Origin of the sequence: Bacillus sp. 3255 (assembly GCF_031456485.1) — a bacterium.
GTDB lineage: Bacteria > Bacillota > Bacilli > Paenibacillales > NBRC-103111 > Paenibacillus_E.
In genome coordinates, this window is sequence record NZ_JAVDUS010000003.1 from 163240 (window position 1) to 176921 (window position 13682).

Annotated in this window: 14 protein-coding genes and 1 pseudogene; 12 read left to right on the forward strand and 3 right to left on the reverse strand. The window is 42.9% G+C overall.

Features of this window, described 5'->3' with window-relative positions; genetic code table 11:
• The first annotated feature begins 35 nt into the window (after positions 1–35).
• Together J2X61_RS05570 and J2X61_RS05575 are read left to right on the forward strand one after the other, a co-directional pair.
• A complete protein-coding gene (locus tag J2X61_RS05570) occupies positions 36–1208 on the forward strand; it encodes a Ger(x)C family spore germination protein (RefSeq protein WP_310186497.1) in 1173 nt (390 codons plus the stop codon).
• On the forward strand, positions 1205–1432 hold the full coding sequence (locus tag J2X61_RS05575; protein ID WP_310186498.1) for a hypothetical protein: 228 nt from the start codon (positions 1205–1207) through the stop codon (positions 1430–1432). The genes J2X61_RS05570 and J2X61_RS05575 overlap by 4 nt, the downstream gene beginning before the upstream one ends.
• Here the strand turns inward: J2X61_RS05575 and J2X61_RS05580 are convergent.
• Positions 1424–2521 (reverse strand): GerAB/ArcD/ProY family transporter, encoded by a 1098-nt coding sequence (locus J2X61_RS05580; protein WP_310186499.1) that lies wholly within the window; start codon positions 2519–2521, stop codon positions 1424–1426. The two genes, J2X61_RS05575 and J2X61_RS05580, sit on opposite strands and share 9 nt — an antisense overlap.
• Before the next feature lie 213 nt (positions 2522–2734).
• Here J2X61_RS05580 and J2X61_RS05585 point away from each other — a divergent pair, with 213 nt between their 5' ends.
• The 3 genes from J2X61_RS05585 to J2X61_RS05595 all read left to right on the forward strand — a co-directional run bounded on the left by J2X61_RS05585 (position 2735) and on the right by J2X61_RS05595 (position 6207).
• On the forward strand, positions 2735–3391 hold the full coding sequence (locus tag J2X61_RS05585; RefSeq protein ID WP_274469080.1) for an HAD family hydrolase: 657 nt from the start codon (positions 2735–2737) through the stop codon (positions 3389–3391).
• 275 nt (positions 3392–3666) lie between these two features.
• Complete coding sequence (locus tag J2X61_RS05590; protein ID WP_310186500.1) at positions 3667–4539, forward strand: sugar phosphate isomerase/epimerase family protein; 873 nt, start codon at positions 3667–3669, stop codon at positions 4537–4539.
• A 351-nt stretch (positions 4540–4890) separates the two neighbouring features.
• The gene (locus J2X61_RS05595; protein WP_310186502.1) at positions 4891–6207 is read left to right on the forward strand and encodes an MFS transporter; all 1317 of its coding nucleotides are present in this window, start codon (positions 4891–4893) and stop codon (positions 6205–6207) included.
• A gap of 72 nt (positions 6208–6279) precedes the next feature.
• On the opposite strand, the gene J2X61_RS05600 is transcribed toward J2X61_RS05595, so the two are convergent.
• Positions 6280–7185, reverse strand: a complete 906-nt coding sequence (locus J2X61_RS05600; RefSeq protein WP_274469083.1) for a LysR family transcriptional regulator — start codon at positions 7183–7185, stop codon at positions 6280–6282.
• A gap of 178 nt (positions 7186–7363) precedes the next feature.
• Between J2X61_RS05600 and J2X61_RS05605 the strand changes: the two are divergent.
• The 7 genes and pseudogenes from J2X61_RS05605 to J2X61_RS05635 form a co-directional block, all read left to right on the forward strand.
• A pseudogene (locus J2X61_RS05605) lies at positions 7364–7646 on the forward strand (thiamine pyrophosphate-dependent enzyme); the annotation flags it as partial.
• The gene (locus J2X61_RS05610; protein WP_310186504.1) at positions 7643–8428 is read left to right on the forward strand and encodes a DUF7002 family protein; all 786 of its coding nucleotides are present in this window, start codon (positions 7643–7645) and stop codon (positions 8426–8428) included. The pseudogene J2X61_RS05605 and the gene J2X61_RS05610, both read left to right, overlap by 4 nt.
• 64 nt (positions 8429–8492) lie before the next feature.
• Positions 8493–9383 carry a hypothetical protein gene (locus tag J2X61_RS05615; RefSeq protein ID WP_310186505.1) on the forward strand — a complete coding sequence of 297 codons (891 nt, stop codon included), beginning with the start codon at positions 8493–8495 and terminating at the stop codon, positions 9381–9383.
• 28 nt (positions 9384–9411) lie between these two features.
• Positions 9412–9618, forward strand: coding sequence for a hypothetical protein (locus J2X61_RS05620; RefSeq protein WP_274469086.1), 207 nt, complete (start codon positions 9412–9414; stop codon positions 9616–9618).
• A 110-nt stretch (positions 9619–9728) separates the two neighbouring features.
• On the forward strand, positions 9729–10712 hold the full coding sequence (locus tag J2X61_RS05625; RefSeq protein ID WP_274469087.1) for an SLAC1 anion channel family protein: 984 nt from the start codon (positions 9729–9731) through the stop codon (positions 10710–10712).
• Positions 10713–10840: 128 nt separating this feature from the next.
• Positions 10841–11383: an NAD(P)H-dependent oxidoreductase gene (locus J2X61_RS05630; RefSeq protein WP_274469088.1), complete on the forward strand. Its 543-nt coding sequence runs from the start codon at positions 10841–10843 to the stop codon at positions 11381–11383.
• A 290-nt stretch (positions 11384–11673) separates the two neighbouring features.
• Positions 11674–12438, forward strand: coding sequence for a YheC/YheD family protein (locus J2X61_RS05635; RefSeq protein WP_310186508.1), 765 nt, complete (start codon positions 11674–11676; stop codon positions 12436–12438).
• On the opposite strand, the gene J2X61_RS05640 is transcribed toward J2X61_RS05635, so the two are convergent.
• Positions 12439–13338 carry an AraC family transcriptional regulator gene (locus tag J2X61_RS05640; protein WP_274469090.1) on the reverse strand — a complete coding sequence of 300 codons (900 nt, stop codon included), beginning with the start codon at positions 13336–13338 and terminating at the stop codon, positions 12439–12441.
• Between the last annotated feature and the right edge of the window lie 344 nt (positions 13339–13682).

Here is a 13682-nt window from a genome sequence, read left to right on the forward strand (position 1 = left end):
TTCGAGCTTATTGAAGAAAGGAATCCCATCTGGCTATGAAACCATTCCTGCTTATCGTATTGCTTTTCACGCTTTTGATGACTAGCGGGTGTTGGGACCGCAAGGAAATTAATGACATAGCCTTTATTTCAGGAGCAGCCGGTGACTTGACGGAAGAGGGGGAGTTTATCGTTTCCTTTCAGATTGCACTTCCCGGTGCTTCGAATAAGGGAAAGGGCGACGGCAAGCAGGAAAAGTTTTTTGTGGTCTCCGCTTCCGGGAAAAATGCGACAGAAATTTTACAAAAGCTGCAGAAGAAAAGCTCTCGAATGCTGTTTACAGCGCATCGCAGCGTTATTTTCATTGGGGAGCGCTTAGCTAAATATGGCGTTAAAGACATTCTTGATATTTTCAGCCATGATCCTAAGAATCGATTGAGAACTTATATTATGGTCGTAAAAGGAGGAGAAGGGCGTGAAATTCTACAGACGCAATACCCATTTGAACAAATTCCAATTGAAGCGATAAAAGAAATGGAAGGCATGGGGAGTGAAACTGCCGTAACGCTTCGCGATTTTTTCATTTCTGCCTCCAGTGAAGGGATCAATCCGGTTATGGGTGTCATTGCAAAGGAGAAGCTACCGAAAGAATCGAACGCGAATAAATCCAATAAATTAAAGCTTGCTGGAACGGCAATTTTTAAAGACTTTAAAGAGGTCGGTATCCTCGACGAAAAACAAACCGAGGGATTAAACTGGATTAGAAGCAAGCTGAAGTTTTGCAGGATTACAGCCAATCTGCCGGGGGGGCAAGGCGATGTAGGGGTACTGCTTACCCATGCCAAGCGGAAAATTACCTCGGAAGTTCATGGGGATAAAGTGAAATTTCATATTGAGCTGCAGGGGATGGGAAGTCTCATCGAAAATAATTCGGTTTTGGATATACGGAAGCGAGAACATATTAAGCTCGTTCAAGAGGCTTTCGAGAAAACCGTGAAGGAATTCGTCATGGACGCTGTGACCAAAATTCAAACGCAATATCAAACGGACAGCTTTGGGTTCGGACAGATCGTTCGTCGAAATCATCCCAAGGATTGGAAGAGGTTTAAGTCAAATTGGGATAGCAAATTCCAAGAGGTGGAGGTAGCCATCGATGTGAAGATAACGATTAGTGATTCAGGCATGGCAGGACCCCAGTTGTTATTGAAAGAAGAGGAGATTATCAAATGATCGTTCAAATTGTCTTGTTTTGGTTAGGTGTGCTATTGTGGGCATTTCGTTGCGTACGAGACTTGTTAGCAGCGCACAAAAAAAGAGAAGCTTGGATTTACAGCGGTTTATTAGGCGTATGCCTGCTCATTGGGACATTGCTATTAGCGCAAGTGAAAATACCAAGCTTGATCGTTCCGTTCAATGTCGTGTTCGAACCACTGGGGAAGCTGATTCTAGAATGATGAGCTCTTTGCGCTTCTTTTTATCGTATCGATCAGGAGTAAGAGCAAGGGAATAAGGCTTTGAGATACAAGCCCCCCAATCGGGTAGCTTAAGGATAAGTACTCATACAAGCCTGTGACATCTTTGAAAATCCAAACCGAGCCGATGACGGATAAAAGCGCAAGGGGATACACGAATTCCCGATAGCTTTGAATTCCGAATAGATGGCTGAGACTTTGGCTTAAAATAAACAGAGATAGGGCTATTTTAACAAAAGTCCCCATCACCCACATCGCGACGGCAACCGCCTCCAAACGCTCAAAAGAGCCCTCAATTGCTGCATACTGAATCACGCTTAGAAACGAATAGTTTAATCTGCTCGTTAACGGACCCAGTACCATAATGGTCAAAATGACAATGCCAAAAACCAGCAAAAAGACCCCGAGGAGCGCGAACAAAGAAGCTTTTGCCGCTTTTTTGGGTTGATTCAAATAGGGAAGCAGCCAGCCCAAAATAAAAAGCTGATTCATAAAGGAGGCTGCAGGTGTTATTGCCGCGCGCAATATGGGGACTATGCCGTCACCTAGAATTGGTTGCAATTGACCAGGGTCGGCTTCTTTGATCGACAGAAGTAACAGCGGGAACAAAAATACGAGCATCAGCATGGTGAGAAATTCATTGCTTCTTGCGATAACTTCAATGCCAGCGATTACGGCCAGTGCAGCAAGCAGGATGATTGTGAAATTCGCGACAATTGGCGGGCTATTGGGTAATAGAAGCGTACTAATAAAAAAAGTGTGCTGTTTGGTGATAGCTGAAATTGACATATACCAAAAATAAAGATAATACAGCCCCAAGCCTTTTCCGAGCCATTTTCCCAAAATCAGCGAACTGTATTCAATAATCGTTAAGCCCGGATAGCGTTTCGCCAGCGTAATCATTACCCAAATACATATAAGGCCTGTAATTGTAGAAGGTAAAACGGATAGCCAAGCATCTTGCATAGCAAAGTTGACCATTATTCTCGGAATCGTTAAGATGATGGTCGACATGATGAATGTAAATTGTAACAAGCCAAGTTGTGACCCCGATATCTTTTCTGGTTGCACCTGCCCACGGTCTCCTTACCCCTTCAGTTACTCCAAGTGTTGACGTATCCATGCTCCCTTATACGCATTTAGACTATTCTTACCCCGCAGTAACGATGGCGGAACTCGATGTGGTATAATTATCAAGATAATGTAAAATTAATACAATCGTCATTATACTATTTGAAAGTTAAACCCAAAGAGGGAGAATTTAGGGGAGAAAGGAGTTTTGTCATGACCACGGAGCTAATCTTATTTGACTTTGATGGTACTTTAGCAGATACATTACCTTTGTCTTTTGCCGCGTTTAAAAGAGTTTTCAAAAAGCATGATGGGCAAGATGTAACCAATGATAAGCTCATATCAATGTTCGGCCCAACGGAAGATGAAATTATTGCAAAGAACTTCCAAAATAAAGAGGTCGTTCAAAATGCGATAGATGAATATTATGATTTATATGGTCAGGGACACTCTGAGATTAACGATCTTCATTCAATTATTGTATTATTAGATCTGCTTAAAGAGAATAACAAACAAATAGCAGTGATTACTGGAAAGAGCCGGAAAGCATTTGATATCTCATCAGAAGCACTCAAAATATCGAAATATTTTGATTATGTTGTAACGGGTGATGATGTGGAAAGAGCTAAGCCTGATCCAGAAGGCGTTTATAAAGCTATACAATTTTTTGGATCGCAAGCAGAGAAAGTGGTATTTCTAGGTGATAGTCATGCAGATATTATGGCGGGGAAATCTGCCGGGGTTCGGACTTATGCCGTTCAATGGTTATCTACATATCAAACCACCGCATTTGACATACAACCGGATGCTATTTTCACTAATACGGCAGATTTTATTGCGCTTTTAAAAAATGAAGGCTCATTACGTTAATATAGCCAGCGTGAGCTAAATCACGTAGGAAAAGGACCGTCGGTCGTAGTGAAATCTACATTCAATGGTCCTTCTTTTCATCTCGTCACTTGCAAGACTTGATTGTCAGAGAGCGGGCCGCGTAAATCGTGGCCTATTTGTTGTATGGGAATCGTGCAGTCAAAAACTTGTTGACACTGAAAGCGCAAGTGTATTACTTTAAAATAAGCAATAATGAGCAATATTTATATTTAATTAAACATTATAACGCAAATTGTCGGAAAGGATGAGTCACGATGAGGCTTTCGACGTCCACTAATTTTTTCGCGTATCGTTTGAATGGGGAATATACGCCTTTTGCAGAGGCACTTAGAAGGTGTAAGGCCGCAGGCTTCCAAGTGCTGGACATCAATTTTTGTGCCGCACTTAACGGCGCCTCGGACCTGGCGCAGGATAACTGGCGCGAATTGATCGAACAACTGCGCGCTGAGGCGGATAAGCTCGGCGTGGTATTTACGCAGTCACACCCTGTATTTTTGATGGGGCATGTCGGCAGACACTCCTCGGAGACGCTGGAAATCTATCGCGAGATGATGCGGCGTTCTATAGAAGCCAGCTCGATCCTTGGTGTCAAGTGGGCCGTACTTCATCCCATTCCGGGCAAGCCCGAAGCCGATTTCGATGAAGCAACCATCATCCGTGAAAATCTGGCGTTTCACGGCCCAGCGCTCGAACTGGCGAAGAAATGCGGCGTCGGCATCGCGTTTGAAAACATGATCGAGCGTTCGACAAGACGTTTCTCAAGCCGCGCAGCCGAACTTGTCAGTCTGATTGACAGGATTAACGATCCGGGCGTGGGGGCTTGCTGGGATTTCGGCCACTCTAATTTTATTACGAAGGATCAGCGGGATGAGCTCCGCCTGCTCGGCAAACGGCTGAAGGCGACCCACGTCAACGACAACTATGGCAAAGAAGATGAGCATATGCTTCCATTCCACGGCAGCGTGGAGTGGCATACGTTGTTGCCGGTGTTGGCCGAAATTGGGTATGAGGGAGATTTCACATTTGAAACGCACAACGAGTTTACAAGACTGCCCGAACACTTGAAGGATATTGTCGCCAAAACGGCATATGGAATCGGTATGTACTGTACATCTCTGATCAAATAGTACGGCGGTACGACTCGGATATTTGATACATAAAAGTACATCGTCTTTTAAAGAGATGGTGTACTTTTTGGTTAGCCGGGAACGGGATAAAGTTCTTGTCCTAGGGCACCAGCTACATTTAACGATGGGTCTATGACATCTTAAATCAATTTTTCTGCATCTTAGGTGAAAAACGCCATCGATCATTAAAACCTTGATATAATAAATTCGTCTAGATCAGTCAATACAATTAAATCATTGTCGGGGAGGGCACTAAACAACATTATTCGCTAAGGGACTAGGCATTACTAATTCTAGATAATTTGTAAGCGCTATCAAATGTGAGGCGACCAACACGTAGGAGGGTTAATCATGACTCAATCCAATGAACGTGCCAATACAAGAAGAATCACAGGCAATATCCTTAAAGGTTCAATCGGAAACTTGATCGAGTGGTACGATTGGTATGTTTATGCAGCATTCGCCGTATATTTCTCATCGCAGTTTTTCCCCAAGGGAAGCCCGACAAGTCAACTGTTGAATACAGCAGCGATATTTGCGGTCGGCTTCCTAATGCGCCCGATAGGGAGCCTGCTGCTTGGTCGTTATGCAGATCGCCATGGCCGTCGAGCCGCGTTAACGCTTTCTATTTCGATTATGGCCGGTGGTTCTCTAATCATTGCAATCACGCCTAGCTTTGGCACCATTGGGGTGCTAGCTCCCATTATCTTGGTGCTTGCGCGCCTGCTCCAAGGATTGTCACTGGGTGGAGAATATGGAACGTCTGCAACCTATTTGTCGGAGATGGCCAGCAGCGGACGGCGCGGATTTTACTCGAGTTTCCAATACGTCACACTCATTGCCGGACAGTTAGTCGCACTTGGAGTTCAGATCATCCTTCAGCAGATCCTTAGCGAACCTGACATGAAATCTTGGGGCTGGCGGATTCCTTTTGTCATTGGAGCAATGGGGGCATTGGCCGTATTATGGCTGCGCCGCACAATGGACGAGTCAGAGCAGTTCTCCAAAATGAGTCTCAAAAGTCGGGGGAGCGCAGGGACTGTTCGTGCTCTAATGAAACACCCTAAGGCCGTGTTGACAGTGATTGGACTCACGCTTGGCGGAACGGTTGCCTTTTATTCTTACACGACGTACTTACAAAAGTTCATGGTGAATACTGTAGGACTAGACAAAGAGGTCGTCAGTTGGATCAACTTTATCGCGTTGCTGGTATTTGTCATCCTTCAACCTTTCGCTGGCATGCTATCTGACCGGATCGGCAGACGCCCGTTATTAATTAGTTTCGGCATCCTGGGAACTTTATTAACGGTCCCGCTGTTCCTGCTCATGGAACATGCGAAGAGTCCTGTAACTGCTTTGCTGCTGATGATTGTGGGTCTCCTTATTGTTACCGGTTACACCTCAATCAATGCAATCGTGAAAGCTGAACTCTTTCCAACCGAAATCCGTGCTCTCGGCGTGGGGTTTCCTTACGGACTCACCGTCGCGGTTTTTGGCGGGACCGCGGAGTTTATTGCACTGTGGTTCAAGACGAATGGAGTCGAATCGCTCTTTTATTATTATGTAGCAGCCTGCATTGCCATAAGCTTCTTTGTCTATTGGCGAATGGGGGAATCCTCCAAACATTCCAAGATAGAAGCGGAACTCGACACGAAAGATAAAAAATGAGTACATGAAAACAACCAACCTTGGCTGGGAGATGCCGACGTTGGTTGTTTTATTTGTATTCCAAGAACAATTTCATTCGATATCGGCTGGCATTGAGTAATTCTCCAATACGAATGATTTGAACATTTGGGAGGGAAAGTTTAGATCCCTGTCTTTATTTACAATCATGCCATGGGTGGAGAAAACCCTTGAGCTTAAAGGCAGCATTCTGAAATCCCCATCATTTAATTCTTTTTCCGCCGCTACTTTTGGAATTAAAGCAAAGCCTATGCCGCATTTAACAGCTTTTTTAATCATTTCGATACTTGGATATTGAATAGCACTACTAGCTTCTACGCCAGCTTCCACTAAGACTTTGACAGCATGAGTGTAATACAAACAACTGTTACCAAAGCTAAGAACAGATTCACCGTTTAGCACTTTTAGACCATCCACTTCAACATTTCTCGTCAACTCATCTGAGGCGATAAATATTAACTCTTCCTGCAGCATGGGGTAAAAGTAAAGGTCATCCCGTTGAGGATTCCGCGGAACAAATCCAAAATCAACGACGTGCTGCAAAACATCGTCAATAACATCCTGATGATAACCAGTTTCTAACTTAAACTTAACCTTGGGATAATCATGCTGAAACTGTTCGACAAGCGAAAACATTCTCGTGACAAAAAAAGATTCATGCATGCTAAGGTGAATAGTTCCTTTTAGTTGATTCGATTCATCCATAGCTTTTTCTAATGAAAGCCCTAAATGTACAAACTGATGGGCAAATTTAGCAAGTTTGAGGCCGGCTTCAGTTGGTTTTACACCTTTTGATAGACGGTGAAAAAGTTTTTGGCCGCATGCTCGTTCCAATAATTGAATATGGTTTGTAACGGTCGATTGAACATATCCTAACTTTTCTGACGCTCGGTTAAAGCTCTTTTCCTCCATTACAGCAATAAATGTCTTGAAAAATCTTCCTTCTAACAACTCGATCATGATGCTGGCACTCCTTAGTTATCGAATTTCGGAATAGCGGCTATTGAATCATTCCATAACATGAATAGCTAACTTCATGATAACATAACCAACATAGCAATCAAGAAACTTCAATTTAGATCTCTTTATAGTTAGAAGAAGTTTTAGTTTATGGGAAAACGGGGGGGGGAAACAATGAATGATACGGCAATGGCAAGAAATCATTTACGATCATCGTTTTAGTCATATGGAACTCTCAGGCAGTCCAGATTTCGTTAAGCTGGCAGAAGCCTAGCCTATGGAATTGTAGGACTTAGGGCAACTAATAAAATAGAGGCCCGTAAGGTGTGGAATAAAGCTTTGGAAATAGAGGAGCCTGTAGTTATCGATTTTGTTATCAGCCAGCAAGAGAATGTTTATCCAATGCAATGGTTATGCCAGGTTCCACGATAGATGAAATGCTTATGGGGGAAGAAAGATGAAACGTCAGACGCTTTCTATTCTTGTCAACAACCATCATGAACCGCGGAGAGATATGAACGATTCAATTATCAAAAAAATAACAAACAGTTCAAAGAGGAAATCATTATTTCATTTTACTAGAGCCCGAAACTTGGCATCAATTGGACATGTCAATGCTTTGTATTCATGTTATCGGGTTGATCCTGCATTATCAAATGAAAGACGATTATGGAGTCGAGAAGTGGATTTTTATGGAAATATTTTTATTGCAAATGCTCATTTACGTATTAGCGATCAAGTTATGGATCCCAAAATCACTCAATTAGAATTTTATAATTATCTAGATCAGCATGTATTTTTCTGGCCAACGTATAGAGATTGTCGGAAAATGCTAGACATTTATTCAAGAAGAGAACCCGATGAAGATTTTGCGATTCTTCAATTGGAAGCTCATCCGTTGCTTTGTGACTTCTACGACAGGGTCGTATTGTCAAAGTACGACTCTGGAAGCTCGCCTCGATTCCCCGTACATTGCTCTTATAAAAAAAGTTTAGACATGTTTTTGGCAATAGACCAGTTTCAGCTTGTACAGAAAAATGATGTGCCTACAAAACCTTCCGAGATACGCGAGGTACTTGTGCGAGAGAAAGTAACAAATCTGTCCAGCTATTTAGGGGCTGTTTATTGCAATGATATGGAGAAGGTTCCCGAAAAATGGAGACCTTATGCAAAATTAATTCGGGATTTTGAGAATGATGTGACCAAGTATAAAAACGATTCGTCAACGGAAAATAATAGTTAGAAACTTCATACATGACCCGTCATAAAAAATGATGGGACTGTTCTTAATAAGGAGAGCAATCGTCATGATTTGGCATAATATAAAATCCAAAAGCTTTCTATCAGCTTACGTTTTAGTTGTTTTGATGCTTGTAGTTGCTGTTGTTACAGATCAAAAGGATATTCTTTTTCCTGAAATCGCAGGTATGGCAATGGGTGTTATGGTATTTCCAGTTCCGCATTGGATAAAGAAGCCGGTCCACCTGTGGCTTTCCCCAACGTTAGCTGCTTTCATGGGAACTTCATTGAATGCTTTATCACTTACGCCTCTGCTGAAAATTTGGTTAGGTTTTGTGATTATTGTCATTCTGATGCATATATTTCGGGTTAATTTTGGACCTACGATCCCTGCAGGATTGCTTCCGATTTTTCTAGGTCTTCATGATTATGTTTTCGCTATCACAACTGCTATCTTTACGTTTGTCATCATGTTGGCGGCTTTCAAAGCAAGAAATCCTGAAAAGTTGTCAAATGGTCCTGCGACTTTTCGAAAGAAAATAGATACGGTTATCATCAGTATGGTTTTATGTCTTTGGATTTGGCTTGCCTTTGCGACGGGAATAGAAGTGTTAGTGGTTCCACCCGTTTTTGCTCTCATTTTCGAGATCTTCCATTCTGAAAAGTTTACATGGAAATTGATTCCAGCCCGGTTGGCGGTATTGACGATAACAGCTATTCTTTCAGTCGGTGTCTATCACATGTTGGATGAATCGATTATATGGGTTGGGATAATTAATGTTTTGATTACTCTGTTGCTATGTAATTTATTTAAAGCTCCGGTCCCTGTAGCATTTGGTGTCTCGTTGATGCCTCTTATTTACCCAGCATGGGGGAGTTGGTGGTTTCCTCTTGGGGTCCTGATCACAACAGGAGTTTTGATGTGTATTTCTGCAGCATACCGTCAATTTAGGAACTAAAACTTGATATAAAGGGAAGGTAGAAATCATGAAAAAACTTCAATACGACAACGAGTTAGACAATGCGATTTTTTTTAGCAACTATGTAGCGGTCTTGAAGGATGGAAGAATGGTTGGGGGAGGCATGATCGAAGCATATAACGAAACCGAGGTTAAAGTAGGAGATAGACAGTACTCACGCAAAAAATCAACCTTTGTTGAGGCACCGGCTCCGGAAGCTTATATTCTTTTTTGATGTTCAATAAATAAGCCACAAGTGCTGCTGACTAAAATCAGTAAATTGGCGGCACTTGTGAATTTCTTGGATATATTAAAAATACTTAATATTGAAGGTAGTGACCATTCATGCAGACCATAACGATCGTACAGAAACAAAAAAATATCGGTTCTATTCAATTCTTACCTGTTAATCTATTTGCTTCGGTTATGGGAATTTCGGGGTTATCATTGGCTTGGAGGCAAGCAAGTAAGCTGCTGGGTACTTCACTTGTAATCGCTGATATCATTGGAATTATTGGCGTCCTAATGTTTGTCGTTCTAAGCGTAGGTTATGTTTCTAAATGCATTCTATACCCGAATAAGGTTAAGGATGAATTTATGCATCCCATCTCAGGAAACTTTTTCGGTACGATTACAATCGCTATTTTATTACTATCCTCTGTGATTGGATCCTACAGTAAAATATCAGGCCAAGTTATTTGGATTATCGGTACTGTAAGCACCTTGGCGCTTAGTTATCTCGTTGTCACACGTCTTCTTAATGGCAACAATGATCCGGCACATGCAGTTCCGGCTTGGCTTATTCCTGGAGTGGGAACAATGGATATTGCGGTCGCCGGCGGGAGTATGCCGTTCTCATGGGCATATGAAATTAATCTGTTGTCTCTAGCGATTGGAGGAATTGTTGCTTTAGTTTTTCTCACCATGATCTTATCTCGATTGATTCATCATGATCCATTGCATGCAGGATTAACGCCGTCCATGATCATTATGATCGCGCCTTTTGAGGTAGGTTTTCTAGGCTATGTAAACTTTGAGCATCGAATTGACCAGTTTGCTTCCATCCTGTTTTATTTCGGTTTGTTCCTGTTCATTGTATTATTCTTCAAAGTATTTAAAAAATCCATCCCGTTCGGTGCTTCCTGGTGGGGGGTTAGTTTTCCTATGGCTGCTCTCAGCAACGCAGCATTGATATACGCAATGTTCGTGCACTCTTGGCTATTAATTGCTATCTCTACAGTCATTCTAGTTGTTCTAAACATTGTATTGGTCGTTCTCTTTATTAGAACAATAAGGAGCCTGTTTAATGGAACTCTTCTTCAAGGATGACGCATAAAAATAAGTTCCAAAGGCATCATAGATATGGAAACTAGGGATACATTATCGTTAATGATGAAGTAGAACCGCACCTCCAATATAAAATTATTGATAAATAATAATGAAACGGAGCAAACAAAATGAAAACTTTAGTCATCGTCACCCACCCGAACATCGAAGCATCTAACTGGAATAAAGCATGGGTAGAGGAATTGCGAAAGCATAGTGACATCACCATTCATGAGTTATATAAAACATACCCCGACGAAAAAATAGACGTTTCTAAAGAGCAAGAATTGATAGAGTCGCATGATCGAATTATTTTTCAATATCCACTCTACTGGTACAGCACACCGCCATTACTCAAAAAGTGGTTTGACCAAGTTTTGCTTTACGGTTGGGCTTATGGGCCGGATGCTACGAAAATAAAAGGTAAAGAAATAGGCGTAGCAATCTCAACATATGGTACGGAGGCATCGTATCAAGCGAGTGGCTCTAACCGCTTTACACTTCAAGAGATTTTGCGACCAATAGAAGCTCTAGTTCATTTTATTAATGCGACTTATCTGCCTCATTTTTCGCTAAATGACACTTCAAATGTTACGGAAGAGAGATTAGCAACGAGCAGTAAGGACTATATTCATCATATTAGAACTGTGAAACCAGCGGTCGTACATGGATAAGTAAAAACACTTATACGAAAAATGAGAAGATTCACAGCACAGCTTAACAACAAGATTCATCACTAAAAGGCCGCGGAACGGCGTAATGAAGAGGCAATCGCTACCTTCTTGGGGAAGTTCGCTGCCGGAATGTCGGGTACAGGAAACGATTTAGTTGTCGGGTGATAGGAACAAGTTTATATTACATGCCGCCGCATTTGATGCGGCTTTTTTATTTTAAGCGTCATATAGCTTAGGCAAATGCTGTGACAAACACCTAATTCTATGCGTATGTTGAGAAAAAGGAAGGGGTGGGGCAATTGAAATATGCAAGCAAATCTTTCAAGAGCAAATGGCAAAAGACCAAATGGCTGCTTAAGCACCGGAGATTGCGAAGGCGTATCCCCCGCACTATGCCGTTTAACAGAAAAAACTTGCGGAAAATGCTATCCGGTTATCCGACCGTCTATTTTAAGCCTACGGGAGGTACGGGTGGGTTTGGCATCATCCGGATCAAGAGAATGGCGAGAGGTTACCAAACGAAACACAATACCTTTAAATCGTCAAGTCCGACATTTGGTCATTTATACAAGAAACTGTCCCGGTTCTCGGGAAGGAAATCGTATCTGCTACAGCAGGGGATCCGACTTGCCAAAATGAAAGGTAAGCCGTTCGATATCCGTGTCATGGTTCAGAAGACAAATGAAGGAAAATGGATAAGTACGGCCATATGTACCAAAATAGGCAAGCCGGACAAGGTGGCGACGAATTATCACCAAGGAGGCAGGCTGGGCGCTCTTCACCAAACGCTGGCGGGAGCAGGGTACAAGCACGATTCGATTGTTCGTAAGAAAGCTGCAATGAAGCAGCTTGGCGTTGCTGTGGGTAAGAGCTTTGATCTGTATCGGAGAGGCTTCAGAGAACTGGGGCTGGATGTGGCTCTCGATACCGAGGGGAAGCTATGGATTCTGGAAGTGAATACGAGGCCGGCCATTTATCCATGGAAATACTTAAAGGGAAAAAGGCTATATCGACGCATCCTGTCCGCTGCCAGACAATACGGCAGAGTCACATAGTTAAATCTCGTCCGTTACAACAGTGCTTCTATAGACGGATGGCGCTATCCCGATCCAACGCTTAAATTGGCGGCTGAAGTGGGCGCTTGTTTTATACCCGAGTATCATGGCTATATGGTCTATAGACAGTTCGGTCTGAAGCAATAGGCGCTGGGCCTCGCTTAACAAAATTTCCGACATATATTTGCGGGGGGCCTTCCCATAAACCTGTTGAAAGACGCGGTTCACCTGGGATGGACTCAATTTTAAGGATTCGGCTATGTCTTGGACGAATTTTCTTTCGTTGTCTTCCATTTGGCCATGAAGCAGGCTGCTTCGGATCGAAGCCTCAATATTTTCAGCGATGCGGCCGGCCAGTACTTCCTTTTTCGTAAGCACGACATTGTCGGTTTGGGACAGCTGCTCCACAAGCGTTCCCAAAAGCTCAAACACGGCTGCGTACACCCTCATGCTTTTTGCGGCGGAAAGCGATCGACCTCTGTTTTCAGTCGCAAGATTACATAAGTCCGATAGGAAGGGAACCAATTCTTTGACAAGGGGAGAAGATGCTTCGTAGCAGACGGCATGACGGCGCTCCAGCTCCTTGGAGAAAGCAGGATCTGCGACGCTGAAATGCACACAAAAATAAGTGAAGCCCTGAGTGCCTGCCGATTTGCATGAATGAATGATTCCCGGACGTATGAAAAGCAGATCTCCCTTTTTTTGATCATAAATCTGACCCTCGACGATCATCTTCATGTCCCCTTCGATCACCCAATGAAGCTCGTACATCGGATGTTCATGGGATGGATAGGTCCACCGGGGACCCACATCGCGAACATGAAGCCCCATCAGATGAAAGGACATTCGAACATCGGGAAGCCTGCCTATTTCAACGATATCGGTGATCAATTCAGACATAGTATACGTCCCCCTTGTTTTTCACACTATTGTACACCCATTATACAGCGCTTTCAATCGGGTGGAAATGCTAGAAATGGGTAAATGTTTTAAGCGATTAGTGCATCGTCAGCTCCGCTGCAGTAGTGGTATGTTAGTATTATCACAGGCCAAAGGTAACAAATTATGTATCCACAAGGCGTCATCAGCATTTGCTGCTGGAAGAATGGATCCACGCAAAGAGGGGTGGCCGATCAGTTTAAGAGAGCGATCCGGATCACTACATTTTAGCTGGTATACTAGGGTAACTAGTCATCTCTTCTAATTTTGTAAGCGCTTTTTCGAGTGCTTGAAGGATGAATAGC

What these genes read in the sequence shown, in the direction of transcription:
- J2X61_RS05575 (WP_310186498.1), top strand. Translation starts at nt 1,205, where the DNA reads ATGATCGTTCAAATTGTCTTGTTTTGGTTAGGTGTGCTATTGTGGGCA.
- J2X61_RS05590 (WP_310186500.1), top strand. Translation starts at nt 3,667, where the DNA reads ATGAGGCTTTCGACGTCCACTAATTTTTTCGCGTATCGTTTGAATGGG.
- J2X61_RS05570 (WP_310186497.1), top strand. Translation starts at nt 36, where the DNA reads ATGAAACCATTCCTGCTTATCGTATTGCTTTTCACGCTTTTGATGACT.
- J2X61_RS05630 (WP_274469088.1), top strand. Translation starts at nt 10,841, where the DNA reads ATGAAAACTTTAGTCATCGTCACCCACCCGAACATCGAAGCATCTAAC.
- J2X61_RS05640 (WP_274469090.1), bottom strand. Translation starts at nt 13,338, where the DNA reads ATGTCTGAATTGATCACCGATATCGTTGAAATAGGCAGGCTTCCCGAT.
- J2X61_RS05610 (WP_310186504.1), top strand. Translation starts at nt 7,643, where the DNA reads ATGAAACGTCAGACGCTTTCTATTCTTGTCAACAACCATCATGAACCG.
- J2X61_RS05620 (WP_274469086.1), top strand. Translation starts at nt 9,412, where the DNA reads ATGAAAAAACTTCAATACGACAACGAGTTAGACAATGCGATTTTTTTT.
- J2X61_RS05625 (WP_274469087.1), top strand. Translation starts at nt 9,729, where the DNA reads ATGCAGACCATAACGATCGTACAGAAACAAAAAAATATCGGTTCTATT.
- J2X61_RS05615 (WP_310186505.1), top strand. Translation starts at nt 8,493, where the DNA reads ATGATTTGGCATAATATAAAATCCAAAAGCTTTCTATCAGCTTACGTT.
- J2X61_RS05600 (WP_274469083.1), bottom strand. Translation starts at nt 7,185, where the DNA reads ATGATCGAGTTGTTAGAAGGAAGATTTTTCAAGACATTTATTGCTGTA.
- J2X61_RS05585 (WP_274469080.1), top strand. Translation starts at nt 2,735, where the DNA reads ATGACCACGGAGCTAATCTTATTTGACTTTGATGGTACTTTAGCAGAT.
- J2X61_RS05595 (WP_310186502.1), top strand. Translation starts at nt 4,891, where the DNA reads ATGACTCAATCCAATGAACGTGCCAATACAAGAAGAATCACAGGCAAT.